A 22914-nucleotide genomic window follows, 5' to 3' on the forward strand; every position below is an offset into this window, starting at 1 on the left:
TCTTTCTGTGAGTGAGCAACAGCCGCAGCGACCGGTCCCGCCAGGGTCCGGCTTTCTTTTTAGGTCTGGCTGAATGTCACGACAGGCCGGATGGCTTTTCCCCGGCTCGAATCGGCGGCGGGCTGCCGACTATACAGACAATCCCCCTAAATCCGCTTTTGAAATGGGGAATTGAAGTAGCTCTCTGCCGAGCGCAAATTAGGAAAAGATTTCTGGTGAGTTTCGTCACGCCCATAAAAGCGGCTTCCTAAGCCGCCGAAACCCCGGCCTGTCAAGGCCGGGGTTTCTCCGCTACGCATCCGCACCGCTTCACCTGGTGGGCAGGCGATCCGCACGCTTATCCGGCCTTGCTTACCGGGCACAGGATTGTTTCGGCCGCAGGCTGCGGCGCGTTTGTCATCCTGGAACTGGACGATGATACCCGTCTTGCGCTCTCCGACGGGGTCAATCTGCGGCTCTGCGTCGAACAAGCCGCGCTGCCGAATAGATACCAACTGCTTCTCACGCTCGACGACGGGCGGTTTTTGGTGGTAACGGTGGCCATGTACGGCGGGATTCTCGCTTTCAAGGGCAGGCTCGACAATCCCTACTTGCAGGGAGCCGTCGAAAAACCCTCGCCGCTGGATGAAGCGTTCGATGCAGACCATTTCGAGCGACTGCGGGCCGATTCCCGCGCAAACCTCTCTGTCAAAGCCTTTCTGGCCACCGAACAGCGTATCCCGGGGCTGGGTAACGGCGTCTTGCAGGATATTCTTTTTCAAGCCGGCATCCACCCCAAACGCAAGATGAACACGTTGGGCGATGCAGCATTCGAAAACCTTTTTCGGGTGCTCAAATCCCTTTTGGCTGAGATGACCCGCCTGGGCGGACGCGATACGGAGAAAGATCTCTTCGGAAACCCGGGCGGTTACCGGGTCCTGCTGTCGAAAAACACCTGGTCGGAACCTTGTCCGCGCTGCGGGGGCGGAATTGTACGCGAGGCTTATATGGGTGGCACGGTCTACTTTTGCCCGGCTTGTCAACCGTTAGAATAGACGAGCCCAGCCGGAATACCCGTTCCCCGGATCACTGCCGCTGCGCCTGCCAAGCGTCGGCTTTCTCTCTCATGCGTGCGGCGCGCTTCTCACTGTCGGGGTGCGACGAAAACATCTTCTGCACCATCGAGGCTTTTGCTCCTTTCGACAGCTCGATCAGCTTGGCGAGCGCATTGGCCATGCCGTATGGGCTGAATCCGTGCTTTACGCAGAATTCGAAGCCGTAATCGTCGGCGGCGTACTCCTGTTTCTGCGAGAACTGTGCATCGGTGAATGCCGTCATAAGTTCGCCCAACTGCGAGTCGGTCAGACGGGCCAGCGTCGAGCCCTCTGCGGCTCCGGCGGCTTTGCGGGCTGCCGAGGCCAGGTAGGCATTCTTCATGGCGTGTTTCGTGTCCGCATGGATTACATGCCCGATCTCGTGGCCGATGATCGCCATCAACTCATCGTCGTCCATCAGGTCCATCAATGCTGCGAAGATCCGGATCGAGCCGTCGCCGCAGGCAAAGGCGTTGATGTCGGTCACCTGGTAAACCTTGAAATTGAGCGGCAAGTCGTTAGCTCGGGTGATCCCGGCCGTGAGCCGTTCGAGGCGGGCACCGTATTGGCTCGAGTCGGCCGCTGCCGGATTGTTGGCGTCCATCCATTCGACCGCCTCGCGGCTCAGCCGGGCGATCTGTTCGTCAGAGAGCGTGGCGGCCTTTGCCAGGTCCTTGCCGGCGTCGAGCAGTTTTCCGGCGTTGACCCTCCGGCCTCCGATCTTGATCTGCGCCCAGGCGTCTGCGGGAGAGGCGGCAGCCAGCAGGAGGACCGCCGCGAGAATTGCAAGTTGCTTCATGTCGGGTTTCGGTTTTGCTTCCGGCACCAAAGATAGTGATTTTCCGGCAGCGTTCGCCGCTCCTGCGCACGGATTCGGCTTCTACCGGTGCCAGCGGCTGTGCAGGCCGCAATGGTGGCAGTAGAGTTCGTAACACGTCCCGCGCAGCGAGCGCAGCCGGAGGGTATTGCGGCGGCAGAAGGGGCAGCGGATGGTGTTGAGCAACCGCTCGTAATGTCTGAAGATGAAAATGTTGATGCTGCTTACTGCGATAGCGACGAATCCCGTGGATGACTCTTCTGCACGGAAAATCGGAATCAGGCCTCCGATGATCGTGAGCAGGAGAATGACCAGCCCGAAAAGTTGGATGGTTTGGTTGCGCAGGCGGCGCATGCGCCAAAGCGGGAGGGTCAGCAGGATGCTGGCTGCGGCGGGGACGAAGCTGAGCCCGATAATCAGAAAATGACTGTTCATAACGTTTCCGTATGCCTGTCCCGGGCGTCAAATGATAGGGATTGCATAAAAAACGTGGGACAAGACTCTGATTTGCTTTCTGAGGCTCTGGAATAACCCTTGCAACCAAATACAGAATGAAGCCCACGTTGGAAACGTGAGCGTCAAACTTCATTCCTCGGTTGCTCGTCAAATTTTCCAGATTTTCAGAAAGCAAGGTACAAAGCTAACGCTTTTTATGTCTTTCCGCCGGAATGGTTCGCGGCGGCGCTTATATCGAAAGTTCGGTTTATCGGGTCATGGGCGCAATGTTTGACAGTTTATTCATTATGCGGTTTCAGCTAAGCCCTCTTGGCCTTACGGTACTCCTCGAGTGAGATCGGGGCAGTGCGTTTGCGGAATTTGTCCGTAATTTTCTCCCGAAAAATGTAGATTCCGGCCCGGATTGTTTGCCTTAGCTCGGCCATTGCGCTGCGGGGCGGAAAGAGTTGCTCGGTCATCCGGCGGTCCCACTTGTCGGTGAAGAAGCGGCTGTATTGTTCCTCCTCGGGATTGACCAAAATCTCCACGCTTTCCGACCATTCGATCCGTATGACCAGCAGGTTGGGTTCGGAGTATTTCAATATCTTGTATGGCAGCGACTGGTAGGGCAGGTAGTTGAGAAACAACTCGCCGTAGTTGTTGCGGTAATTTCCGGGCATGCGGCTCTTTTCGAAAAAGACCAACTTGCCGTCGATCATAAGGATAACCCACTTGTGCGCCTCCTTTGGGAACATCAGTTCGCCGGGCATACTTGGCACCTCGATATATCCGCGGCGTCCCACGCGTGTGATTTCGGAGATGAACCGGGCCGGATCCTCGGCATGTTCCAACACCTGGTTGCAGATCACGTAATCGAATTCCTTATCTGCAAAAGGCAACTCTTCACCTTTGGCATGGATGAATTGTTGGTGGGGATAGATGCGTATATGGCCGCAACGGTGCGAATCGTCTTCAGCGTATTTGTCGATCAGCACGTCGGAGCGGTACATGGGGCGGTGTCCCGAGCCGATCTCAAGCACGCGCGCTTTTCGACCGATTTTCAAATCGCCTCGATCTATGGGTTGACGGGTAATCATCTTTTCAGGGGATAGGAGGTTATGTCGCAAAAATAGAAAATTTATTCCATATTACAGCCCTTTTCCATTATTTCTCCGGCCTTAGGTGTCGCTGCCGTTCAGTTTTCGAGGAACATCCCCTCCACCTCGCGCCACCGGCCGTCGTTGGGGGCCGGTTCGATACCGAGCAGGCGGCAGAGGATTAGGTACATGTTCTGATTCTGGAACGAGGGCTGGCGGTGATCGGCGCGGAAAGCGGGCCCCGAGCCGTAAAAGATCATGTGCATGTCGCGGTCGCGGTTGTCGAAGCCGTGCGTGCCGCGCTTGCGCACCGGGCGGTCGGCGGGGGCGTAGTCGAGCGTCCAGCCCGTTTCGGGGATGACGATGAGGTTCGTCAGCCGTGAGGGGTGCCGGCCGTAGTGGAACCGGCGGGGCATCTTTCCGCGCTCCCAGGCCCGTGCATGACCCGTGCGGCGAATGGCCCGTACGGCCTGGCGGGCATACTCGGGCCGAACCTCGATCCCGAAAGGCGTTCCGGGAACCACCCGCACCACCTCGGCCGTATCGAGCACCCCGTAGAGATTCAGGTACCGCTCGGGCGACAACTCGGCCATGCCGTGGTCGGCCGTGATGATGAAATTGATGCGGTCGTAGACGGGCGAGCGGCGGATTTCGCGGAAGAAATAACGCAGCACCGAATCGATGTGTTCGGCCCGGGCCACGGCCTGGGGCGATTCGGGGCCGTAGGTGTGCATGGCGGCGTCGGGCTCTTCGAAATACCACATCACCAGATCGGGTATCTGGTCCACGGGACGCGTCATAGCCTCGATTACCCAGTCGGCGCGCTCGTAGTAGGTCGGCCGGGACGAATAGCGGGTCCAGACCGAAGCCTGGCGCCCGTTGACGGGTACCTCGCTGCCGGGCCACATGTAGATTTCGGCCCGCAGCCCCTGCCGCTCGGCGGTGTTCCAGATCGGCTCGCCGCCCCAGAATCCCGGGGTGCGGACGTCTGTCGAATCGAAGACCGAGAGGTGGCGGCCCTGCATCTTGTCGAAAAATGCGTTGTTGACGACCCCGTGCCGATCGGGGTGCAGTCCCGTGGCCATCGAGTAGTGGCTCGGAAAAGTGTTCGAGGGGTAGACCGGATAAATCTCGGCATAAGTGCCCGCGCGCTCCAGCGAATCGAGCGTCGGGGTATGGCTGCGCGCGGCGAGGTCCCAGCGGAACGCGTCCATCGAAAGGATGACGGCATATTGCTTCTCTGCGGGGGCTTGCGATGCCGGATAGCGGTCCGCGTGACGCGATGCAGCGCATCCCGCAGCGAGCAGGGGCAGCAACAGAAAGACGATTTTTTTCATACCGAATCGGTGTTTTGACGGATAAAGGTACAAAAAAAGCGCCTCCGCCTTGCGAAGACGCTTCAAATATAAGGGGCAAAACGAAACGTATTATTATAGGGTAGGCAGAAAATAGCCGTAAGTATATTGAAAACAGACAGATAAGCGGCTAACCCCCGGACGCGCGGCAAAAACGAAACGTATAATTTGCTATAATTCCGGTATAATTAGAACGGCAAATTTCGGCCGTCGCTGTAATTCCGATGTAATTTCAAGGGCGTGATCAAGCGATTGCGCCCTTTTCTATGCAAGTACGACCTCAGCTATCTCTGGCAGGGTTTTAGGCCCAAATAGAGGCTGTTCTAACGCCTATCGAAAGGGCTTCGAACGCTTCATCCGGGACATGGATTCAACATCTGCCCTAAATCAACCAAACCCGAAATTTTTACATTGGTCGGACAAATGGACGGACAAAAGGACGGACAAGTTTAAGCAAATGGACGGACAAAACCCGGTTTTAGCCCCCCCCCTTTCCAGACATAGAAACTGCCCAAAATTCCGGGGATAACCCCCAAAAAGGGCAAATAGAGGGTAGGAAACTGCCCTATATATTTCAGATTGCATTTTATTTAATCATCTGAAACACAATAGTATAACTCCTATTGCTGCAATTTGAGTGTGTGCACCCCGCTTTATAGGCTGAAAAGAGGGGCTTGCGCGACCTATTCAGCCCTTACAACACCGATCACGAGCGCAATGGAGTAGATCTTCTCGAGAGGCAGTTCGAACGGAGCATAAGCGACATTTTCAGATACCAGAACAACGTGCCTACTATCGCTGCCGGGGCGAATGCGCTTTATGATAACTCCCTGCTCGCTGTCGATCACGTAAACTTTGTTCCATTGGAAAAAGGTGTCCACCGGGAGCCGCTTGCAGGCCACCAAGTCACCGCTAAAGTATTTCGGTTGCATAGAATCGCCGCTTACGTAGATCATAAAGTCCGCGCCGCGGAACATCGGGATGTCGTACCGGTCACACTCGTACTCCATCACAGCCGTGCTATTGCCTGATAGAACCCCTGCGATGGCTTCTACCGGTATTAAAGGGATGCCATTACCAAGTAGGGAACGTTTAGGAAGCTCAGTAACAATCGGTTTATCCGAATCCTCTTGCATCATTTTCCCTTTACCTGACAATAGCCAATTCAGATCAATGTGTTCACATTTTGAAAACACTAAATCATAGTCAAGACTGCCACGAGCTTTCCAATTGGAAAGTGTAGCAGGAGCAATACCTAAAAACCGCGCTAAATCGGCATCTGACGAAGAATTAGACGCGATCTTGAGCCTCTCAAGAATGGCCTGTTTAGTATTTGATGATTTCAAAATGAAAATATTTTTTGGCAAATTAGTTGCTATGTTTTCAAATTGTGTATATATTTGCACAGTGATACAATGTACCACGGCTCCAAAGTTAGGGAAAAATTCAAGAAAACGATGAAAGCAAAGCAAATCTTATTACCCACGGCTGTTCGGATGGAGATGGTCCGCACGTTCAAGATCACGCGCTCAACGCTGGACCGTGCGCTGAAATACACCGGGAACAGCGCGCGGGACAATATGCTCCGCAAGGCGGCTCTCCAGCGTGGCGGCCTGATCTACCTGGGTGTTCCGGCTCCGAACGGCTATTTGCCGGAGGTTGCAACCTCTTTCGAGGACGGGTATATGCGGCAGCGGTTCGGCGAGCGTATAGAGGTCGCACTCCACTTGGAGAGCAACAAAGCGGTCCTAAAAATCGACGGCCGCGAGGCCGCCAAGTTCGACGGGCTCACCGTCGGAGCATGGGGAAACATGCTCTACAGCCTGCAGCAAATCTACAACAAGCTCACAAATACCACTACAATATGAAAAGTACACGGGCCAAAGCCTACATCGACGAGAGCCTTTCTCTCGAAATCCCCGGAGGGTACGGCGTATCGCAGGAGGACACCATCCGGGCGGTAGAGATCGCCGAGTGCGATCTGCTCCAAGAACACTGCGACCGCCACCGGTCGGATCGACAGTTCCTCGAGGAGATGCTTGAACGGTTCGACCGGGGAGAGAGTAGTTACGTACGCCAGCAGATGACCGATTGGATCGAGGAGCTGGAGCGGAAAGTTGTCGAAATGAAACGTCTAATCGATAACTGATCATCACCAAAATAAGACACATTTACGTACTTAATATCTAAAAAAAATGTTGTATAGTATTGAAATCCAGGTATCTTATTCTGACATAGAAAGATTATCGAGGTTCCTTGACAGCCATAAAGACGAATCAACATTTGTCTATCTCATCAATGAAACTCGTGCAATAGTTGTATCGGATGGAGAACTCAATATGGAATATGTGAAAATAGAGATTGAGCGAATTTTCAGCGAGGTGAATGATGTTAGAACCATGATTAAGGACATCGACTATTTATGATATATTTTGCAAACACCTGGCTATCTAAACGAGGGGAACGATCTATTTGAATACCACCATCCCGATTGGCAAACACCCAGGCTCGCGTCCTGGGCGGGAGCACTACAACAAAGAAAATGGAGTATTACGGTAATATACTTTGCGCACGGCGCAGGAGCTCGAGGCGGTTATTTCACGGGCCAGCTACGAAAAGATGGTGACGCGCGGCAAGATTCAGGTCGCGCGCCGTGGCTGCCGGGGTCGTCATGCGCTGGTTGTCTTCGACAGCCTGCCGGAGCGGCTGAAAAGCGAAATGCGCGAGATATATCCTCAAGGCGGGGTGATGCAGCTGCAAAAGTGGTTCCGCGACAACTATACGCTCGACACCGAGGCGCGGACTTTCTATTCCGTTACGTTCCGCTTCGACAATGGCGATCCGCTTCCGGCTGAGAAAGTCGTCGAATATACCAACAACGCGTCGGTCATCCGCGCCGTGCAGCGGTTGATGACGAACACGCGCGCGATCAGGCGGGCCCAGCAGGGCGGCCGGGTGAATTGGGACGAGATGGCCGAAGCGGTGGGTACTCGGAGTACTGTTCGTTTCGCAGGGTGTTGAATAGAAAACTACCTCGATTTTTTGGTAATATTCCTAAATAACATTACCTTTAATGTTTCATAAAACATATCGGTATGAAGGAATGGATTATTGCTAATAAAGAATGGCTATTTAGTGGAATTGGTGTTGCTGTTTTAGGTTGGTTGGGTGCGTATATATATAGAAAAATTTGGAAACGAGATCCATTGCAAACCCAGACCCAGCCCCAGACCCAGACCCAAAGCCAGGTTGTAAATGTAAATATTGGAACACATACCAGTAGACAAGAGCAACCTGTAAAAAATTGTTATGTAGATGTGAAAGCGAAAGTGCGCATACTCTTTATCGATGATGAAAAATTTACCATGATCAATATTTTGAAAAAGGCTGGTTGGAAAAATATTGAATATAAGAAAGATCTATCCGATTTAGATGATTATGCAGTATTATCTGCTAATGTTATTTTTGTGGATATCAATGGCGTTGGATGTAGCTTATTTAGGAATCAGGGGTTGGGTTTAGCAGCGGCTATAAAGAACAAACATCAAGATAAACGTGTTATAATTTATTCAGCGGAGCCTAATGGTGATCGGTTTGATAATGCTTTACGTCAAGTCGATGCTTGTTTACCCAAAAATGCCGAACCTATAGAATTTATGAATTTGATTGAGGAATATGCTCGAACATTATGAATAGGAAAATTGTATCAAAGCAAGGAGAATTAATTTGCGACGCATTGCCATTTTCCGAGTGTACAAATTGCATTTTAAAGAATCATCATAATGGTTACGCTCATATTCAATGCCTACAAGATAATGAAAATAAAAGAATAGCGTATCATAAAAATGATAATGGAGAGTTATTTGTTTGCTCTCGAAATGCTAAGACCACAAAATTATTCAAAGACGAAGTGAACTCAATGGTGTATTGCTTGAGGTCATTAATAATATTATCTGGTGAGGTTCGGCAAAAAACAATGCAAGAAACATCTAATAGGGTAAATCGTGTTATTCATAATTTGAAAAGTATTAACGCTCATGCAATGCAGGAATTATATGCGTTAGTCCCGCAAGAGCAATTAATCAAAAATATCAGGGAAAATTCTAAGATTGTAGAAAATGCTATCAGGAAAGATGTTCGGCAAGCAGCATTGACATTCTTTCGCATGGCAAAATTTAACCTCAGTATAAAAGCAGAATTTTCCATTTATGAGAAGCTGCTACAAGGAGGAGAAAATCTAAAACTTGAAAAAAGGAATCATAATATCCGAGATGTTATAATGATTGTTCTATACATGTTTTTCAACGATTTTAATGAGAAAGATGTATATATAGATGTTGAAGAATATTACGAAAAGGTAAGTGTAGATTTCGAGTCTTTTCAAGTTGCGATTTATCATATAATTGAAAATGCAGCTAAATATGTAGCCCCAAAAACCAATGCAAAAATTGGGTTTAGGATAGAGAAGCATACCCAATTCATTTTTTTTGAAATGACCAGTCTCTATATTAATCAAGACGAAGAAACTGCGATATTTAATGAAGGTTATTCTGGCGTAGTAGCACAAAAATTAAGAAAAGCAGGGAAAGGCATTGGAATGTATCGAGCAAGACGTTTGATTGAATTAAATAATGGAACGTTAACTGTAGAGGCCGGAGAAGCAGTTAATATAGATGGTATAGATTATGCTGAAAATAAATTCATTATAGCGTTACCTATAAGTTAGACTTTGTCTTATCAACCCAACGAAATGCTTTGCTATGTTTGCCTCAGATAAAGGCAAGAGATAGTGAAGTGGTTTCCATATTTGCATAGGGGCGAACGGCGCGACCTTACCTCGGCGGAGTTCGAAGCTGCGGTCAACAAAGTGATCTCGGCCGACACGGTGGCGGATGCGGTCGGCCGGCCCTACATTACTGAGGAAGGTGCGCTGAACCTTACCGCAGTCTGGGCTTGCGTGCGGATCCTCTCGGAAACCGTCGGGACGCTTCCCATGCACCTCTACCGACGCACCTCGAACGGCCGCGAGCGGCAGTATGAACATCCCTGCCATCACCTCGTACAGAAGCCGACCTCCTATACCTCGCGCTTTGATCTGATGCATCACCTGATGGTATCGTGCGCTTTATGGGGTAACGGCTATGCTCGCATCTATCGGGACAGACTCTATCGCCCCATTCGTCTGAAGCTGCTTCATCTGGCTCGCATCGAACCCCTCCTTACCGACAACGACGAACTCTTCTACCGGCTGGACACCGGCGAGCTGCTTCCGAACAGCGACATCATCCACCTGCGCGGACTTTCTACTAACGGCTACAAGGGCAAGAGTCCTATCGCTGTTCATCGGGATAATCTCGAACTGTCCGTTTCGGCACAACTCTACGGCAAACGCTTTTTCGATCAGGGCGGCAATATGTCGGGCGTGTTCAAATACCCCTCGACGCTCAAGCCCGAAGCCTACCAGCGACTCAAGAAAGACCTGCTTGCCCAATCCGTCGGGTTGCACAATGCCCATGTTCCCCTGCTGTTAGAGGGTGGCATGACCTACGAGCGCATCTCCATCCCGCCCGAAGATGCGCAGTTCATCGCCACACGCAAATTCCAGAAAACGGAGATCGCCACGATCTACGGCGTGCCGCCGCACATGATCGCCGATCTGGAGCGGTCGACCAACAACAACATCGAACATCAAGGCATGGAGTTCGTGCAGTACTGCCTGATGCCGTACCTCGTGCGCATCGAGGAGGAGTTCAACCGCAAGCTGCTGCGCGATGACGAATTCGAGGAGTATTACTTTCTCTTCGGTCTGAACGGTCTGCTGCGCGGCGACGCCAAGACCCGATCCGAATATTACAAGAACATGAACTTCGTGGGTGCGATGTCGGCCAACGAGATTCGCTCGTTGGAGGATATGAACTCCTATGACGGCGCGACGAATATTTCGTACAGATGAATATGCAACCAGTTAAAATTGCTATAAATGGGACAACAAGTAACAAATAACGAGTTCGAAGTCCGATGCCTATCGACCGACCTTCGGATCGAGCAGCGGGATGCAGAAACCGTCAGCCGAACGATCACGGGTTATGCCGCCAAGTTCGATGTATGGAGCGAGCCGATCATGGGCTGGTTCCGTGAGAAGATCGCGCCGGGGGCTTTCTCCGGGTGCGATCTTGAGGATGTAATCATGTGCATCAGCCACCGCGACGATGCGATCCTTTCGCGGACGATGAGTGGGACGCTTCAGTTGGCGGTCGATGAGGTTGGCCTTCGGTTTTCGTTCGAGGCTCCGAATACGACCCTCGGTAACGATATGCTGGAGTTGGTACGCCGAGGCGACATCTCGAAATGTTCGTTCCGCTTCGGCGTAGCTGAAGATGCATGGGTATATACCGACGAGCAGAACGGACTGGACACGGATGAGCGGACGATATTGAAGTTCTCTCGCGTGGTGGACGTATCGCTCGTGGTGTTCCCGGCCTATCCCGATACCGAAGCGTCGGTGCGTCATCTGGAGGAGCGAAAAGCGGAATGGCTCAAGGCGAAAGAACCGCATCCGGATGCCGAGCGAGTCCGGTACGAAAGCCTCTCGCGGAAAAGGCTTGTGGAAACGTTGAATTTGAAATAAAAATGGCGGGAGAAACCCCCGTCATTCTGATTTCTTTAATAGTCCTTTGATATACTCTTCGATTTGAAGAGGGGTAACTGCTATGCGGGGTCCCAACTGTTCGAAATTCCGATCTTCCTCGAAATGGCGGTGGTTAGTGAGCATCGCTAAAAAATGCTTGCTCTTGAGTAGGTGATTCGAATAATCTCCGGCTGCTTTGACGAACTTCATGACATCGGGATCCTGTTGGAAGATACAAAACAGGTCATAATAGTCACGGAACTTGCTGCGACGCAGCATAACCTCCAATTTCATCGTTGCAATGGCATTGATGTCGGCGAGTTGGATGTTATTAAGGAACGGTAGGGTCGTTTTTACCGGCGACCGCCCTTCCCGTGCATAAAATGAGATTTTGACGCCGGAAACGATAAACTCGATATGGTTGTGGTCGAGTATGTCCACCGAATGGATCTCGCCGACCGTTTCTAATTGCTTCCTGATAGCCGGCCAGTTCACATCCATGCGCTCGCCCTTCTGCGACTGCCAGCGCATGAAATCCAGGTCTTCGCTTTTACGGTGATCCAATTGAATGGCCAAAGCCGTGCCGCCTACGAGAGTCCAACTTTTGATGCACTCCAACAGAGAAACTTTCTCTATGATCGCCTCGGTATGTTTCGCTACGCCCTTCATGCGATCAACTTGGAAAGGTGGCGCGTCATCATAGCTTTCAGATAACGATCAGGATAGCGGATATCGAAATAGTACCATGCAAGAAAGCGGTTCAGGGAATAATAGTAGTCGCCTTGCACCACCATCTTACGCCTCCAGACCTCTTTGATCTTCTTTGCAGGGAAAAGTTCGAAGAGAAGATTGATATCGTCCAGATCGAGTTTTTCGAGGGTCGCTTCGATCAACTGTTCGTCAGATAGATTTTGCCGAACGGAATCTTTGTCATACGACCAGAATCCGCCTGCACCCATCAACTTTTTTGCTAACTGTTCCCGAATTTTCATATTGCAAATATAACACTTTCTGACTCAAAACGTAGGGTATTTCCTTTTAATATCGGCAAAACCTGTTCCGAAAAGGATGGCAAAATGTGAAATTCAAATCATATGCAATGAGTGAATTTGCAATTATAAGAACGCTTCGATTGGATTCTCCTATCCGAGCTTTCCCATTTTCAGTTCCGCTTTAAACATTTCATACACATAAGCGGAACTTTCGATATAAAGACCTGTCGCCTCGTCGGAAAGTTTAACGAATGTCTCCGAATTGTGGAAACTCCCGATTGCGGTGGATAAATCCCAGCCATAATCTTCCATAAGATAGGCTACGATATCTTTGGTGATACCTTCGACAAGATATTGCATTCGTTTATTCATCTTTTTACGAGGTATTGATAGCGTTTGCGGAGTGGAAAAAGTACTGCGATGAAACTTTCTTGAATCTTAATCCGCTGACCAATGTCGGCAAGTCGATTATTCCGTCGTCGAAATTTCTGAACAGCGTAGCAATCGTATCATCGGCAACGGGCCTATGACAATGTCGTAAGTATGGGTCGGATGTTCGTGTTCACGGCTACGATTGGCCATTACGAACAAGGCCCACTCTTCATCGGGTTCCTCGAATCGTTTGATTGACAATCCCGGATCGGCCATTGCTCCCGTTTCATCGAAATCGAATCCCGTGACGATGGGGTCGCCACCATAAATCGATGCGGTGCGCTGGGCCATCAAGACTGCCTGCTCTTTGATTTCGGTAAGATAAAATCCCCGTCCGAAATCCTTGTAGGGACGACACTTCTGGAAATCGATCTTCCCGATTTGCGTGTTGGATCCGTGATATAGTTTCATTGTATTCCTCCTCCGTTGTTTCTACATATGCGAGCCAAATCCTGCACGCTGTCCTGAAGCGACAAGAGATGCTCGGCTTCATAATGTTCGGTCAGAAATTCCAACCCCTTATAGCGATTCAGATAGTTGCTGGCTTCCCGCACGGTCATGCCGTGTGCTTTGGCAAACTCACTGATGCTGGCCACGACATATCCGATCACCCGCTTATCGATGCGAGTAGCATTCCGCAAACGTACCGATGCCGCAAGATCGAGTGCTTCGAGAACTTTGGTGACTGTTTTGATCGTCAACCCGCTGCCTTTCTCGATTTTTGAAATCTGTGCTTTGCCTACACCGATTTTTGCGCCGAGTTCTTCCTGCGTCAGCCCTTGCCGGATTCGCTCATCCCGAATCAATGCTCCGATATTATCTATTCTCGCGTCCATATCTTACCGTTTTTCCAAAGATAATAAAAGTTTCCTAAATTGGAAACTATATTGCAAATTATCTGCCGAAACCACAGCGTGCTATTTTCAACTGCGACAATGTTTCCCTCCTGAGCGTGCACCTCGGATTATGATTGCAGGCACAAGTTTCGGGGTGCTGTTCACGGCCATAAAGGACGAGATAGACATCCCCGACCGCGTGCCCGAGGTAATACCGTCCACATGGTTCGACAACCTCGACCGGTATCGTATTACGGCCCAGATTACAACATCACGACGCGGGGCGTGTATCATAGCGTGTTCGGACATCCCGGCGGATTTGAAGATCGAGAGACGTGACAGCGCCCACTATTTTTTGAATGTTCCGGCATCCGCCACGGTCGATATGGACGAGGGCGAAATCGTACTGACAATAGAATTGAGGGACAAACTGACCGATGCCGTGCTCAAAGCCGAGCGTCGGACAATACCCCTGATAAAAACCAGAACGATACGTCCATGAAACTCTTATGCACGATTCAGCAGGGAAATCTGACGGTAGCCGACGGGGAGGCTCTCTCGCACCGGCTCTTTTTCGACTTTGTAACACGTATCGGCATCGACGGAAAAGACGGCATAACCCCGCATATCGGCCCTGACGGGAATTGGTGGATAGGAACCCGAGATACCGACATACCCGCCGTGTGTCAGCGCAGCTTTACCTCCTATCGAAGTTTCCCCAATGTCGGGAACCCCGATATGCTATATCTGGATAAGCAGGCCGACAAATTATGCAGGTGGGATAGCGTAAACCTAAAATACTGCGTCATTGGAAAGCATTACGATGAAATAGAAATTATCCACGGCGGCAACGCATAAAACTACTATCATGGCAAATGTAACATTAAAAACCAAGCTGATTCTCCGTAACGATACAGAGGCAAATTGGCAAAATGCGAACCCTGTCCTGCTCAAAGGTGAAGCGGGATATTGTTCAGATCAGCATTATTTGAAATTCGGTGACGGTACTACAAGCTGGACAGACCTACCGAGATTCAACAAAAATAACATCGTTCTGAAAGGCATTCAACCGGATGACGATACCGACACGGATTACGAAATCGGTACAATCTGGATCAACACACTTTCCGATCCTCCGGAGATTTTCTTGCGCATTCGACACAACCAGTTCGGCGATACGTGGGTCAATGTTCTTTTGCATAATTCATTGATCTCTTTAGGTGTTATGCGTGAGGTCGATTTTGCCAAATCTCCCGGAACCGGCGCACGAACCGGTTATGTGGATAAGGCGCTCACAGCCGATAAACTCAAATCTGCACGAGCAATCGCATTGACGGGAGGAGTGACCGGCAGCGCAAATTTCGATGGTAGCGGGAATCTGGACATAGCGACTACGTTGAATATTGCTGAAAACAATATTCCCTCACTACCGTTGTCAAAGATACGGGATGCGGGGACCGCTGCATCTCGCAATGTAGGGACAGCGGCAGGACAAGTACCACTACTGGATGCGTCCGGAAAACTGAATACGAGCGTGTTACCGCAACTTGCCATTGTAGACGTGGTTGAGGCTGCCAGCGATGCAGAAATGATCGCTAAAACCGTACAAAAGGGCGATATATGCCTGCGGAGCGACGCTCCGGCAGGCGCTTTCATCCTCGCTGGCGAGGACCTCAAAGTGCTGGCCAACTGGAAACGAATACCCGTCCCCGGCAACGCCGTTTTATCCGTGAACGGAAAAATCGGCGTCATAACTCTTACCACGGACGACATAGCAGAGGGCAGTCGCATGTACTTTACAAATGAGCGCCTGACCGCCTATTTGCAGGACACCACCAATACGTTCATCATGGACGGAGGTAACGCTTGAAAACTATGAGCCGAACAATCAATATCCACACGCGCTTTCAGCAGCGACGAGGAACGGCGGCACGATGGGCGCAGGTTAATCCGGTGTTGCGAGAGGGTGAAATCGGGCTGGAGCTCGATACACGTCGCATCAAGTTCGGGGACGGCGTGACGCCCTGGAACGACCTCGAATACAGCACGCAGGAATTACTACCGGCCTCTGCCACCGCATTAGGGGGTATTGTCGCCAGGGAAAAAGGCACGGATTACACCGTGGAGGTGCTTATAGACCCGAAAACGAACCGCCTTTATGTCCCGCAATATCCCGTCGTACCCGAGTTGGCTCCCGTAGCCTCCAGCGGCGATTACAACGACCTCGACAACACTCCGGTTCCGTATCGGCTACCGGCGGCGACGGAGACCGTGATCGGAGGGGTGGCCGCAGCGCCCAAAACCGCAGACTACACCCTAGAGGTTAAGAAAGACCCCACCACGCACAAACTCATTGTACCCCAAGCAACGAATAGCAGCGCAGCGGTCGAGGGGAATTTACCGGGGTTGGCAATACGGGTGATTTATGAACACCAGGCAAATAGTAGTCATTTTTCGAATGAACCAGGGGAGATTCTGAACGCAAGCATCTACTTTCGGCCTCTTTGTGACATGGAATATTTTAATCGAATCATGCCCGGGTTACAGGTTGGATTGGCTCGATGCACATCCAGAAACAGGCAGCGAAGAATCATCCGTGAAAATGTTTCTTCAAGAAGCACGCAATGGCATATTGTTGGCGAGCCTGCAACCATTTACTCATCAAATGTAAGATACCCCGTTATAAAGGAATTTAGACCAGATTTAGACCTTTTTCCATTTTGGACTTACGAAGATGCCCCACCAGTAGCAGTATCAGCGTTGATTGATGAATATTATGGCCAATGGATTAGATTTCCCTATGACCTCGAAACTGTTGTCAGAAGATTCATTTACATCTATCAGAGGAATGAAAGCGTTTCTCCCGTAAGATATAAAGTGCTTCCGATTCATACATTATCTTCGTCTGCCATAGTGCAAGGTGGATATATCAAGATTAGCGGGAATCACTTAAAGACCAATCTCGAAACGCCTCGGACAAAGGAGAGCCAGTTTTACGCCTCTGTCAATTTGGGGTTTTGTTTCTGTCGCAAAATGGATCTGCCCGCAAATTTCAAGCATTGGATTTTTGGTCCCATAGAGCGGAAGCGAGCGATGGTGGTAGCCAAAGTGACTGATGCAATCTTTTACTACCTGAATGACCCTGTAAAGAAAAAATTAGTCCGATAAAAAGGGATGCACGTCGCTTGAGATAAAATTGGACGGGCTGCCGACCAGTGAGTACAGCATAGGTTCCGCTGGAACTTACATCAGGTAACGCGACACGCAACCTTTTTGGTGGGGAATAATCCCCACCTTTTTTTTGGCACTCTTTTTTCTACTCGTTTATTTGGTTATTTACCTTTTTTAATTTACTTTTGTCCCGCTTAACAAATATACCATTGATGTTTTTAGCTGCCCGGAGAGGTGCGTGAGTGGCTGAAACGACCGGTTTGCTAAACCGGCAAGCGGGTAAACTGCTTCACGGGTTCGAATCCCGTCCTCTCCGCAAAAATGAAAACCGCCGATTTTTTCGGCGGTTTTTTATTTTCGAAAAGTTTTCTAATAGTTTTATAAAATCTACCGGCGGCTAAAATTTTTCCGTTGAAAACATTGAATAAACAGTCAAAAAATTTGCATGATTGAAAATTATAACCTACTTTTACAGTGATACTTACAACGAGAGTACCGAACGCTGGGCAGTGCAAAGAAATTTTGAAGAATTTTTTTCCGACCGTCAGTTTGCTAAACCGACGTATTGGGCAGCTTGTATCACATGTTCGACTCGTATTCTCCACAAACGAAATCAGCGATTCGACAATCGCTGATTTTTTTTGTGCGCTTGCTTTCGAGCGGTCGTCGACGTATTATCTCGACCGTTGAAAGTCGCTGACCCACTCCGATCGTTTTATGAACTATCCCCTCACGGAGGCCTCGCAGTTCTCGGAGAGGTAGAGAGAGAAAAAAATCGTCCAAAAAGTGAACAAATGCGAATAAAGTAATTATCTTTGCCGTCAGAAAGGGGATACAATAGAGCAAGTTATCGATAGTACAAACAATTTTACCAATCTTTCAAAATGATGAAACATCCACGCAAACTCGGCCTGCTGCTAATCGGCTTGACCGCAGGTACGCTTCTGACGACGGGATGCCTCGACGACCCCAAGGGGGGGGGGAATTCCGGCAATGATCTGAAAGGCGGAAACGGCTTCGACTACGCCACCACAAATGTAGTTTCGCTCCGAGTCGACTACTCGGTTCCGGGTAACAAGGCACTGTTCGAGGTCTTCGACCGAATGCCTGTTCAAATCGAAAATGGAGTCGCCGTCCGCAAAACGGGAGTCGAAGCGCTCCTGAAAGCCTATACGGACGAAAATTCCCGTTACGAAGGGATCGTCAATCTCCCTACCGGAACCGAAAAAGTTTATCTTTACAGCGCAGCATACGGTCTGCCCACCTGTCTTGAGGTCAGTCGGACCGAGAGCGGCATTACGGTCGATCTGGCCGAATTCCAGAAAAAACTCCGCACTGCATCCAACGCCTCTGCACACGTCACGAGCCGTGCGGCAGACAACGACAACCCCTACAACATCCAGCTTCTCGGCCAGATCAATTCGCAAGGAATGCCTTATTATATAAAAGGTACGCTCGTTGCCCCCAACTATTTCCAGGCCGATTTTGCCAAGGTGCCCTCCGGGCTGATGAACCGGATCCAACATACGCTGATGCCCGGCGAGAACAATGCCCACTACGCTCGTCCGACAGAGGTTGTGAACCTCAACGTCCGCCAGGACGCTCACCTGACGCTGGTCTTCGCCGCCGAATGGGGTGCTTTCCACAATGCCATCGGTTACTATTTCTATCCGACTGCCAATCCTCCGAAGAGCCGAGCCGAGATGGAGGCTCTGCCCAAATACGTCGCTTTCCCCAACGTCACCTCCTGGACCACCTCGTTCACCGGGGACGAGTTGATCGATATAAACAACCCCTCGCAAGATTGGGTGGCTCCTCTCTGGGTCGGAGAACAGCTTGAGCTCAAATATTTCAAGGACGGCAAAGCCTCCTCGCTCTTTCCCGCCGGCACGACCGTCGGCTGGTTCCTACTGCCCGACGGTTTTGAAATGTCCGGGTACGGCGGATCGCTCGATCTGACCGGCTCGAGGTATCCGATCCGCTACTCGAACAACGAATTCAACGAGGGAGCTAATCCCTACATGGTCAGCCTCTACGACAAGGTGAGCGGCAAGACCGTGCTGGGCTTCGAAGACAGCGGCGACAACGATTTCAAGGATGTACTCTTCTACATCGATGCCGACCCTGCCGGCTCGATCGAAGATCCCGACCGACCGGAAACCGAAGACCCCGACAACCCCCATCCCGATGTGGTCGGCGATCCGATCACCGGAACCCTCGTCTTCGAGGATCTGTGGCCCAGCCAGGGCGACTACGACATGAACGATGTCGTTGTGGGCTACCACACCACGTTCACGACCGACAAGGAGAACCGTATTCTGCAAATCGAAGACGTTTTCACTCCGCTGCATTCGGGAGGCAAACTCAAGAGTGCATTCGGGTATGAACTCGACCTTCCGGCCTCCGCGATCAAGGGCGTGCAGATCGAGAACGCATCCACCTCGGCCACGCTTTTCGAGGGACTGGAGACCAAGCAGCAGAAACCCGTCATCATGCTCTTCGACGACATTGCCAAGGCCGTTTCGCAAGGTCCCGTCACTGTCAAGATCACGCTCGACGGCAGCGTTTCGATGAAATCGATTACCCGCAAGACGCTCTACAACCCCTTTATCTGTCCCAGCAGCGCGGGATTCGCACCCGAAACCTTGCGCAAGGAGATCCACCTGACCAACTATGCGCCCACCTCGCTGGCCGACCCCTATCCTTTCGGCCGCAACGACGACAAGAGCTCGCTGGACCAGAGCGGAAATCCGGTCGGTCCCTACTACTATGTCACCTCAGAACTCTATCCGTTCGCGCTCGATCTGCCGATCACCGACTACCGGATTCCGGCCGAGACCGTGGAGATGGGCGAATTTTACCCCTCTTTCCCCGGTTGGGTGAAGAGCACGGGGACGGAAAACAAAGACTGGTACCTCAAACCCCGCAAATAAGAAGACCCGATAAAAAAAGGGAGAGCAACAAGCTCTCCTTTTTTTTATTCCGGCTCTAACCGAGTTTCATCACCTCGTCAATCCCCATGTCCTTGTAGGTCGACTCGAGCTCCTCGCTGCGGTCGGAGATGACCAGCAGTTTGTCGCCCAGCTTGAGTTCGGTATTGCCCTGCGGCACGAAATAGTTGCCCTCCCGGCAGATCATCATCACCAGCGTATGCTCGGGCAGGGTGATTTCGCGCAGCGTATGCCCGTTTTCGAGCAGGCACTCGTTAACCTCGACCTCCGTCAGCGCCGAGGTCATGTCCTGGTGCATGTCGACCCGGAAAGCCGATTCGCGCTCCTCGTAGGCCAGCCCCAGCAGGTTGGCCATGCCGCTCACGGTGGTGCCCTGCACCAACAGCGAGAGGATCGTCGAGAGGAAGACCACGTTGAACAGCAGGTCGGCATGCTCCGTGCGCGCCATGAGCGGGTAGGTGGCGAAGAGGATCGGTACGGCTCCGCGAAGCCCCACCCACGAGACATAGAGCCGTGCCCGGATCGAGAACCGGCGGAAAGGTGCCATGCAGGCGAATACCGTGAGAGGACGTGCCACAAGAATCAGAAACGCCCCCACAAGCAGCCCCAGCAACAGCACCTCGGGCTGCAACAGTTCGTCGCTGTTGACGAAGAGGCCCAGCGTGAGGAACATGACGATCTGCATGAGCCAGGTGAAACCGTCGTAAAAGACCGTGAGCGTCCGCTTCTGCGTCAGACGGTGGTTGCCCACGACCAGCCCGGCCAGGTAGACGGCCAGGTAGCCGTTCCCCCGGACCAGGTCGGTAAAGGCAAATGCGAAGAAGATGAAAGCCAGCAGCAGCACCGAGTAGAGCGAGTGGTTGACCAGGTTGATGCGGTTGATCGTCCACACCGTCAGCCGGCCGATCAGGTAGCCCGAAACGGCTCCGATGACCATTTGTACGACGAAGAATACCACGGTCATGCCCACGCCCGACCCGCTGTCGCCATAAGACAGCACACCGATCAGGAGGATGGTGAGCATGTAGGCCATCGGGTCGTTCGATCCGCTCTCCAGTTCGAGCAGCGGCCGCAGGTGCTGCCTCAACCCGCGGCTCTTGCTCCGCAGGATCGAGAACACCGAGGCCGAATCGGTCGACGACATGGTGGAGGCCAGCAGCAGGGCTACGAGAAAAGGCATTTCCAGCCCCAGCCACGGAGCCACGAGCCACACGAATCCGCCCAGAATAAACGCAGTCAGCATCACGCCCACGGTGGCCAGCACCACGCCGGGGCCGATGACGGGTCGTATCTGGGAAAATTTGGTGTCCATGCCGCCCGTGAAAAGGATGATGCACAGGGCGACCATCCCCACGAACTGCGTCATCTCGACCGAGCGGAAAGAAATGAAATTCAGGCCGAAGAGCATTCCCACGCCCAGGAAAAGCAGCAGCGCGGGGGCACCGAAACGGTAGGCCACCTTGCCCGCGAGCACCGCCACGAACAGGAGCAGCGCACCGACCAGAACTACATTTTCACCACTTATGTCCAACATCTTTTTCTATTTTTATCCTTTTCACTGCGCCTCCAGGAGCAGGCTCCTCACGGTCGGGCCACGATCCGCAGCTCGGTCAGCGGCCGGTATTCGAGCTCCGAATATTCGAACGCCTGCATGGCGGCGAAGCGGTTGTCGGCCGTGCGGTAGAGCGCCACGGTGAGTGCCGGCACCTGCGCATGCGGTCTGTCGAGCAGCTGTTCCACGGCGCCCCGGTCCAGCAGCCGCTCTACCTCGGCACGCTCTTCGCGTCCGAAATAGAGTTCGTCGTAGCGCAAGTAACACCCTCCCTGCGTGTGGTAGGGCACGCCCTGCGAACCGAAAAGACGCACTCCCACAAGGGTCAGACCCGCCAGGGCGGACACGCCGCCGACGAACACCAGCGCCGAACTGACATTGTTCGAGAGCGATGCGGCAAAAACCGCATTCGCTGCAATCATCGCAACACCCGCCAGCGCCAACAGCAGGGGGAATGCCAACGATTTGCGGCGTTTGACTACAACGCCGCCGGGCAAGGCGTACATCGCCTCGCAAATTTTATTCCTATCCATCTCTTTTTCATTATTTAACGTTAGTACTTTTTTGAACGGCAGCAAGACCAGCGTTCCGCAAAAAAAGATACACGCTAAATAAGGAGCCGGCGCAGGCGGAAGACATAAAAGTCCGCACCCTGCGGAACGGCCGAGTGGAAAGTGAGCAGAAACGAGGAGGTTGCTTTCATCCGGCCGGCACACCGGACGGCAGCTAAAAGTTGTAGCTGCTGCGAATGGCGGTACGAAGCGGGACGGGCGCCGCACAGTTGCGGAGGCGTAACCGATTCGGGGCCCGCAACGGGTGCCAGGCGGGGCAGGTTCAGGTCGGAGTTGCAGGTGCGTTCACAACGCCACCGGTCGGCGGAAGCACTGCCGGCAGAGAGAGCGGAAGAACTTTGGACCGGGGTTCGGTCGAGGACCGTCGGCTGGTCGTGGGCAGCGGTTCGGTCGAGGGCTGCCGTTCGATCGAGGGCTGTCGTTCTATCGAATACGCCGGAGACAGCATATTCCGCTGCGGCTGCGGCAGCACAGGAAGCGGCACGACCCGCGGGCTCCCTGCCCGGGGCGGCAAAGTCGACGAGCTCGGAGAAGCCGGCCGGAGCGAAATTACAGGCACGATCCGCCACCCGATCCGTCAAGACGGAGAGGCCGCAGAGCATAGCCAGTATGAATGCCAATTTACGCATGATTCCGATGACGGCAAAGTTAGCATAATTCCGGCAATTATCGCGCAAGTCCGGAGGTTGCAAGTAAAAAAAGAAGGGAAGGGTGATCCGGATGCGCGATCTGGGGGGGGCAGCCGTCCAAGGCATTTCGAAATCGGAGGGAGGGGCATCTTTCACCTTTTGCTCGCCCCCTCCTCTGGTCACAAAAAAAGGGCCTGCCCGGCGCAGCCATCACGGCGCCGGGTAGGCCTTTGAACTATTTGGACGGGGGTTTCGGAACCTCCTGCGCGGTTGTCCGTCCGAAGCGACGGTTTCTTGAGCCGAAGCCGCAAGACCGAGGGTTTCACCATGCACACGATTTACGTTCATCGTGTGCAACCCGCGGCTTGTCGGGG

25 protein-coding genes, 1 tRNA gene and 1 pseudogene are annotated in these 22914 nt (G+C 52.1%); 14 read left to right on the forward strand and 13 right to left on the reverse strand.

Annotated elements, in window-relative coordinates; translation table 11 throughout:
• The first annotated feature begins 347 nt into the window (after positions 1–347).
• The gene (locus ACMQ11_RS05255; RefSeq protein WP_418991720.1) at positions 348–1034 is read left to right on the forward strand and encodes an endonuclease VIII; all 687 of its coding nucleotides are present in this window, start codon (positions 348–350) and stop codon (positions 1032–1034) included.
• Positions 1035–1065: 31 nt separating this feature from the next.
• Here ACMQ11_RS05255 and ACMQ11_RS05260 read toward each other — a convergent pair whose 3' ends face one another.
• From ACMQ11_RS05260 to ACMQ11_RS05280, 5 genes are all read right to left on the reverse strand, one after another.
• Positions 1066–1872, reverse strand: coding sequence for a M48 family metallopeptidase (locus tag ACMQ11_RS05260; RefSeq protein WP_418991721.1), 807 nt, complete (start codon positions 1870–1872; stop codon positions 1066–1068).
• An 81-nt stretch (positions 1873–1953) separates the two neighbouring features.
• Positions 1954–2325, reverse strand: a complete 372-nt coding sequence (locus ACMQ11_RS05265) for a hypothetical protein (protein ID WP_418991722.1) — start codon at positions 2323–2325, stop codon at positions 1954–1956.
• Positions 2326–2645: 320 nt separating this feature from the next.
• Complete coding sequence (locus ACMQ11_RS05270) at positions 2646–3422, reverse strand: class I SAM-dependent methyltransferase (RefSeq protein WP_418991723.1); 777 nt, start codon at positions 3420–3422, stop codon at positions 2646–2648.
• Positions 3423–3520: 98 nt separating this feature from the next.
• A complete protein-coding gene (locus tag ACMQ11_RS05275) occupies positions 3521–4759 on the reverse strand; it encodes an ectonucleotide pyrophosphatase/phosphodiesterase (protein ID WP_418991724.1) in 1239 nt (412 codons plus the stop codon).
• A gap of 701 nt (positions 4760–5460) precedes the next feature.
• Entirely contained in the window at positions 5461–6123 is a 663-nt protein-coding gene (locus ACMQ11_RS05280) for a LexA family transcriptional regulator (RefSeq protein WP_418991725.1), read from the reverse strand.
• A gap of 111 nt (positions 6124–6234) precedes the next feature.
• Here ACMQ11_RS05280 and ACMQ11_RS05285 point away from each other — a divergent pair, with 111 nt between their 5' ends.
• The 7 genes from ACMQ11_RS05285 to ACMQ11_RS05315 all read left to right on the forward strand — a co-directional run bounded on the left by ACMQ11_RS05285 (position 6235) and on the right by ACMQ11_RS05315 (position 11405).
• Positions 6235–6645, forward strand: coding sequence for a hypothetical protein (locus tag ACMQ11_RS05285; RefSeq protein WP_418991726.1), 411 nt, complete (start codon positions 6235–6237; stop codon positions 6643–6645).
• Positions 6642–6926, forward strand: coding sequence for a hypothetical protein (locus tag ACMQ11_RS05290; protein WP_418991727.1), 285 nt, complete (start codon positions 6642–6644; stop codon positions 6924–6926). Before ACMQ11_RS05285 ends, ACMQ11_RS05290 begins: the two co-directional genes overlap by 4 nt.
• 416 nt (positions 6927–7342) lie before the next feature.
• Positions 7343–7798: a hypothetical protein gene (locus tag ACMQ11_RS05295; RefSeq protein ID WP_418991728.1), complete on the forward strand. Its 456-nt coding sequence runs from the start codon at positions 7343–7345 to the stop codon at positions 7796–7798.
• 74 nt (positions 7799–7872) lie between these two features.
• On the forward strand, positions 7873–8469 hold the full coding sequence (locus ACMQ11_RS05300) for a response regulator (RefSeq protein ID WP_418991729.1): 597 nt from the start codon (positions 7873–7875) through the stop codon (positions 8467–8469).
• Positions 8466–9503: a hypothetical protein gene (locus ACMQ11_RS05305; protein WP_418991730.1), complete on the forward strand. Its 1038-nt coding sequence runs from the start codon at positions 8466–8468 to the stop codon at positions 9501–9503. Before ACMQ11_RS05300 ends, ACMQ11_RS05305 begins: the two co-directional genes overlap by 4 nt.
• Positions 9504–9566: 63 nt before the next feature.
• Positions 9567–10730: a phage portal protein gene (locus tag ACMQ11_RS05310; RefSeq protein ID WP_418991731.1), complete on the forward strand. Its 1164-nt coding sequence runs from the start codon at positions 9567–9569 to the stop codon at positions 10728–10730.
• Positions 10731–10757: 27 nt separating this feature from the next.
• A complete protein-coding gene (locus ACMQ11_RS05315) occupies positions 10758–11405 on the forward strand; it encodes an HK97 family phage prohead protease (protein WP_418991732.1) in 648 nt (215 codons plus the stop codon).
• A gap of 21 nt (positions 11406–11426) precedes the next feature.
• Here the strand turns inward: ACMQ11_RS05315 and ACMQ11_RS05320 are convergent, their stop codons facing one another.
• From ACMQ11_RS05320 to ACMQ11_RS05340, 5 genes and pseudogenes are all read right to left on the reverse strand, one after another.
• Positions 11427–12074, reverse strand: a complete 648-nt coding sequence (locus ACMQ11_RS05320) for a nucleotidyl transferase AbiEii/AbiGii toxin family protein (protein ID WP_418991733.1) — start codon at positions 12072–12074, stop codon at positions 11427–11429.
• Positions 12071–12397, reverse strand: coding sequence for a hypothetical protein (locus ACMQ11_RS05325; protein WP_418991734.1), 327 nt, complete (start codon positions 12395–12397; stop codon positions 12071–12073). The genes ACMQ11_RS05320 and ACMQ11_RS05325 overlap by 4 nt, the downstream gene beginning before the upstream one ends.
• Positions 12398–12547: 150 nt before the next feature.
• Complete coding sequence (locus ACMQ11_RS05330) at positions 12548–12769, reverse strand: hypothetical protein (RefSeq protein ID WP_418991735.1); 222 nt, start codon at positions 12767–12769, stop codon at positions 12548–12550.
• 4 nt (positions 12770–12773) lie between these two features.
• A pseudogene (locus ACMQ11_RS05335) lies at positions 12774–13240 on the reverse strand (DUF3990 domain-containing protein).
• Complete coding sequence (locus ACMQ11_RS05340; RefSeq protein WP_418991736.1) at positions 13237–13665, reverse strand: DUF3791 domain-containing protein; 429 nt, start codon at positions 13663–13665, stop codon at positions 13237–13239. The pseudogene ACMQ11_RS05335 and the gene ACMQ11_RS05340 overlap by 4 nt, the downstream one beginning before the upstream one ends.
• A gap of 130 nt (positions 13666–13795) precedes the next feature.
• Here ACMQ11_RS05340 and ACMQ11_RS05345 point away from each other — a divergent pair, with 130 nt between their 5' ends.
• The 6 genes from ACMQ11_RS05345 to ACMQ11_RS05370 all read left to right on the forward strand — a co-directional run bounded on the left by ACMQ11_RS05345 (position 13796) and on the right by ACMQ11_RS05370 (position 19769).
• Positions 13796–14167: a hypothetical protein gene (locus tag ACMQ11_RS05345; protein WP_418991737.1), complete on the forward strand. Its 372-nt coding sequence runs from the start codon at positions 13796–13798 to the stop codon at positions 14165–14167.
• The gene (locus tag ACMQ11_RS05350; RefSeq protein WP_418991738.1) at positions 14164–14523 is read left to right on the forward strand and encodes a hypothetical protein; all 360 of its coding nucleotides are present in this window, start codon (positions 14164–14166) and stop codon (positions 14521–14523) included. Before ACMQ11_RS05345 ends, ACMQ11_RS05350 begins: the two co-directional genes overlap by 4 nt.
• 10 nt (positions 14524–14533) lie before the next feature.
• Entirely contained in the window at positions 14534–15535 is a 1002-nt protein-coding gene (locus ACMQ11_RS05355; protein ID WP_418991739.1) for a hypothetical protein, read from the forward strand.
• A 5-nt stretch (positions 15536–15540) separates the two neighbouring features.
• The gene (locus ACMQ11_RS05360) at positions 15541–16833 is read left to right on the forward strand and encodes a hypothetical protein (RefSeq protein ID WP_418991740.1); all 1293 of its coding nucleotides are present in this window, start codon (positions 15541–15543) and stop codon (positions 16831–16833) included.
• Between the two features lie 231 nt (positions 16834–17064).
• A tRNA-Ser gene (locus tag ACMQ11_RS05365) sits at positions 17065–17152 on the forward strand.
• 568 nt (positions 17153–17720) lie between these two features.
• Positions 17721–19769, forward strand: a complete 2049-nt coding sequence (locus ACMQ11_RS05370) for an LruC domain-containing protein (protein WP_418991741.1) — start codon at positions 17721–17723, stop codon at positions 19767–19769.
• Positions 19770–19824: 55 nt separating this feature from the next.
• Here ACMQ11_RS05370 and ACMQ11_RS05375 read toward each other — a convergent pair whose 3' ends face one another.
• The 3 genes from ACMQ11_RS05375 to ACMQ11_RS05385 all read right to left on the reverse strand — a co-directional run bounded on the left by ACMQ11_RS05375 (position 19825) and on the right by ACMQ11_RS05385 (position 22531).
• On the reverse strand, positions 19825–21321 hold the full coding sequence (locus ACMQ11_RS05375) for a potassium/proton antiporter (protein ID WP_418991742.1): 1497 nt from the start codon (positions 21319–21321) through the stop codon (positions 19825–19827).
• Positions 21322–21368: 47 nt separating this feature from the next.
• The gene (locus ACMQ11_RS05380) at positions 21369–21872 is read right to left on the reverse strand and encodes a hypothetical protein (RefSeq protein WP_418991743.1); all 504 of its coding nucleotides are present in this window, start codon (positions 21870–21872) and stop codon (positions 21369–21371) included.
• Positions 21873–21946: 74 nt separating this feature from the next.
• Complete coding sequence (locus tag ACMQ11_RS05385; RefSeq protein ID WP_418991744.1) at positions 21947–22531, reverse strand: hypothetical protein; 585 nt, start codon at positions 22529–22531, stop codon at positions 21947–21949.
• Between the last annotated feature and the right edge of the window lie 383 nt (positions 22532–22914).

This window comes from Alistipes sp. (assembly GCF_048465575.1).
In the GTDB taxonomy this organism is placed as follows: domain Bacteria; phylum Bacteroidota; class Bacteroidia; order Bacteroidales; family Rikenellaceae; genus Alistipes.

What these genes read in the sequence shown, in the direction of transcription:
- ACMQ11_RS05290 (WP_418991727.1), top strand. Translation starts at nt 6,642, where the DNA reads ATGAAAAGTACACGGGCCAAAGCCTACATCGACGAGAGCCTTTCTCTC.
- ACMQ11_RS05370 (WP_418991741.1), top strand. Translation starts at nt 17,721, where the DNA reads ATGATGAAACATCCACGCAAACTCGGCCTGCTGCTAATCGGCTTGACC.
- ACMQ11_RS05375 (WP_418991742.1), bottom strand. Translation starts at nt 21,321, where the DNA reads ATGTTGGACATAAGTGGTGAAAATGTAGTTCTGGTCGGTGCGCTGCTC.
- ACMQ11_RS05360 (WP_418991740.1), top strand. Translation starts at nt 15,541, where the DNA reads ATGAGCCGAACAATCAATATCCACACGCGCTTTCAGCAGCGACGAGGA.
- ACMQ11_RS05285 (WP_418991726.1), top strand. Translation starts at nt 6,235, where the DNA reads ATGAAAGCAAAGCAAATCTTATTACCCACGGCTGTTCGGATGGAGATG.
- ACMQ11_RS05270 (WP_418991723.1), bottom strand. Translation starts at nt 3,422, where the DNA reads ATGATTACCCGTCAACCCATAGATCGAGGCGATTTGAAAATCGGTCGA.
- ACMQ11_RS05380 (WP_418991743.1), bottom strand. Translation starts at nt 21,872, where the DNA reads ATGGATAGGAATAAAATTTGCGAGGCGATGTACGCCTTGCCCGGCGGC.
- ACMQ11_RS05320 (WP_418991733.1), bottom strand. Translation starts at nt 12,074, where the DNA reads ATGAAGGGCGTAGCGAAACATACCGAGGCGATCATAGAGAAAGTTTCT.
- ACMQ11_RS05325 (WP_418991734.1), bottom strand. Translation starts at nt 12,397, where the DNA reads ATGAAAATTCGGGAACAGTTAGCAAAAAAGTTGATGGGTGCAGGCGGA.
- ACMQ11_RS05350 (WP_418991738.1), top strand. Translation starts at nt 14,164, where the DNA reads ATGAAACTCTTATGCACGATTCAGCAGGGAAATCTGACGGTAGCCGAC.
- ACMQ11_RS05305 (WP_418991730.1), top strand. Translation starts at nt 8,466, where the DNA reads ATGAATAGGAAAATTGTATCAAAGCAAGGAGAATTAATTTGCGACGCA.
- ACMQ11_RS05265 (WP_418991722.1), bottom strand. Translation starts at nt 2,325, where the DNA reads ATGAACAGTCATTTTCTGATTATCGGGCTCAGCTTCGTCCCCGCCGCA.
- ACMQ11_RS05300 (WP_418991729.1), top strand. Translation starts at nt 7,873, where the DNA reads ATGAAGGAATGGATTATTGCTAATAAAGAATGGCTATTTAGTGGAATT.
- ACMQ11_RS05340 (WP_418991736.1), bottom strand. Translation starts at nt 13,665, where the DNA reads ATGGACGCGAGAATAGATAATATCGGAGCATTGATTCGGGATGAGCGA.
- ACMQ11_RS05275 (WP_418991724.1), bottom strand. Translation starts at nt 4,759, where the DNA reads ATGAAAAAAATCGTCTTTCTGTTGCTGCCCCTGCTCGCTGCGGGATGC.
- ACMQ11_RS05315 (WP_418991732.1), top strand. Translation starts at nt 10,758, where the DNA reads ATGGGACAACAAGTAACAAATAACGAGTTCGAAGTCCGATGCCTATCG.
- ACMQ11_RS05260 (WP_418991721.1), bottom strand. Translation starts at nt 1,872, where the DNA reads ATGAAGCAACTTGCAATTCTCGCGGCGGTCCTCCTGCTGGCTGCCGCC.
- ACMQ11_RS05345 (WP_418991737.1), top strand. Translation starts at nt 13,796, where the DNA reads ATGATTGCAGGCACAAGTTTCGGGGTGCTGTTCACGGCCATAAAGGAC.
- ACMQ11_RS05330 (WP_418991735.1), bottom strand. Translation starts at nt 12,769, where the DNA reads ATGAATAAACGAATGCAATATCTTGTCGAAGGTATCACCAAAGATATC.
- ACMQ11_RS05355 (WP_418991739.1), top strand. Translation starts at nt 14,534, where the DNA reads ATGGCAAATGTAACATTAAAAACCAAGCTGATTCTCCGTAACGATACA.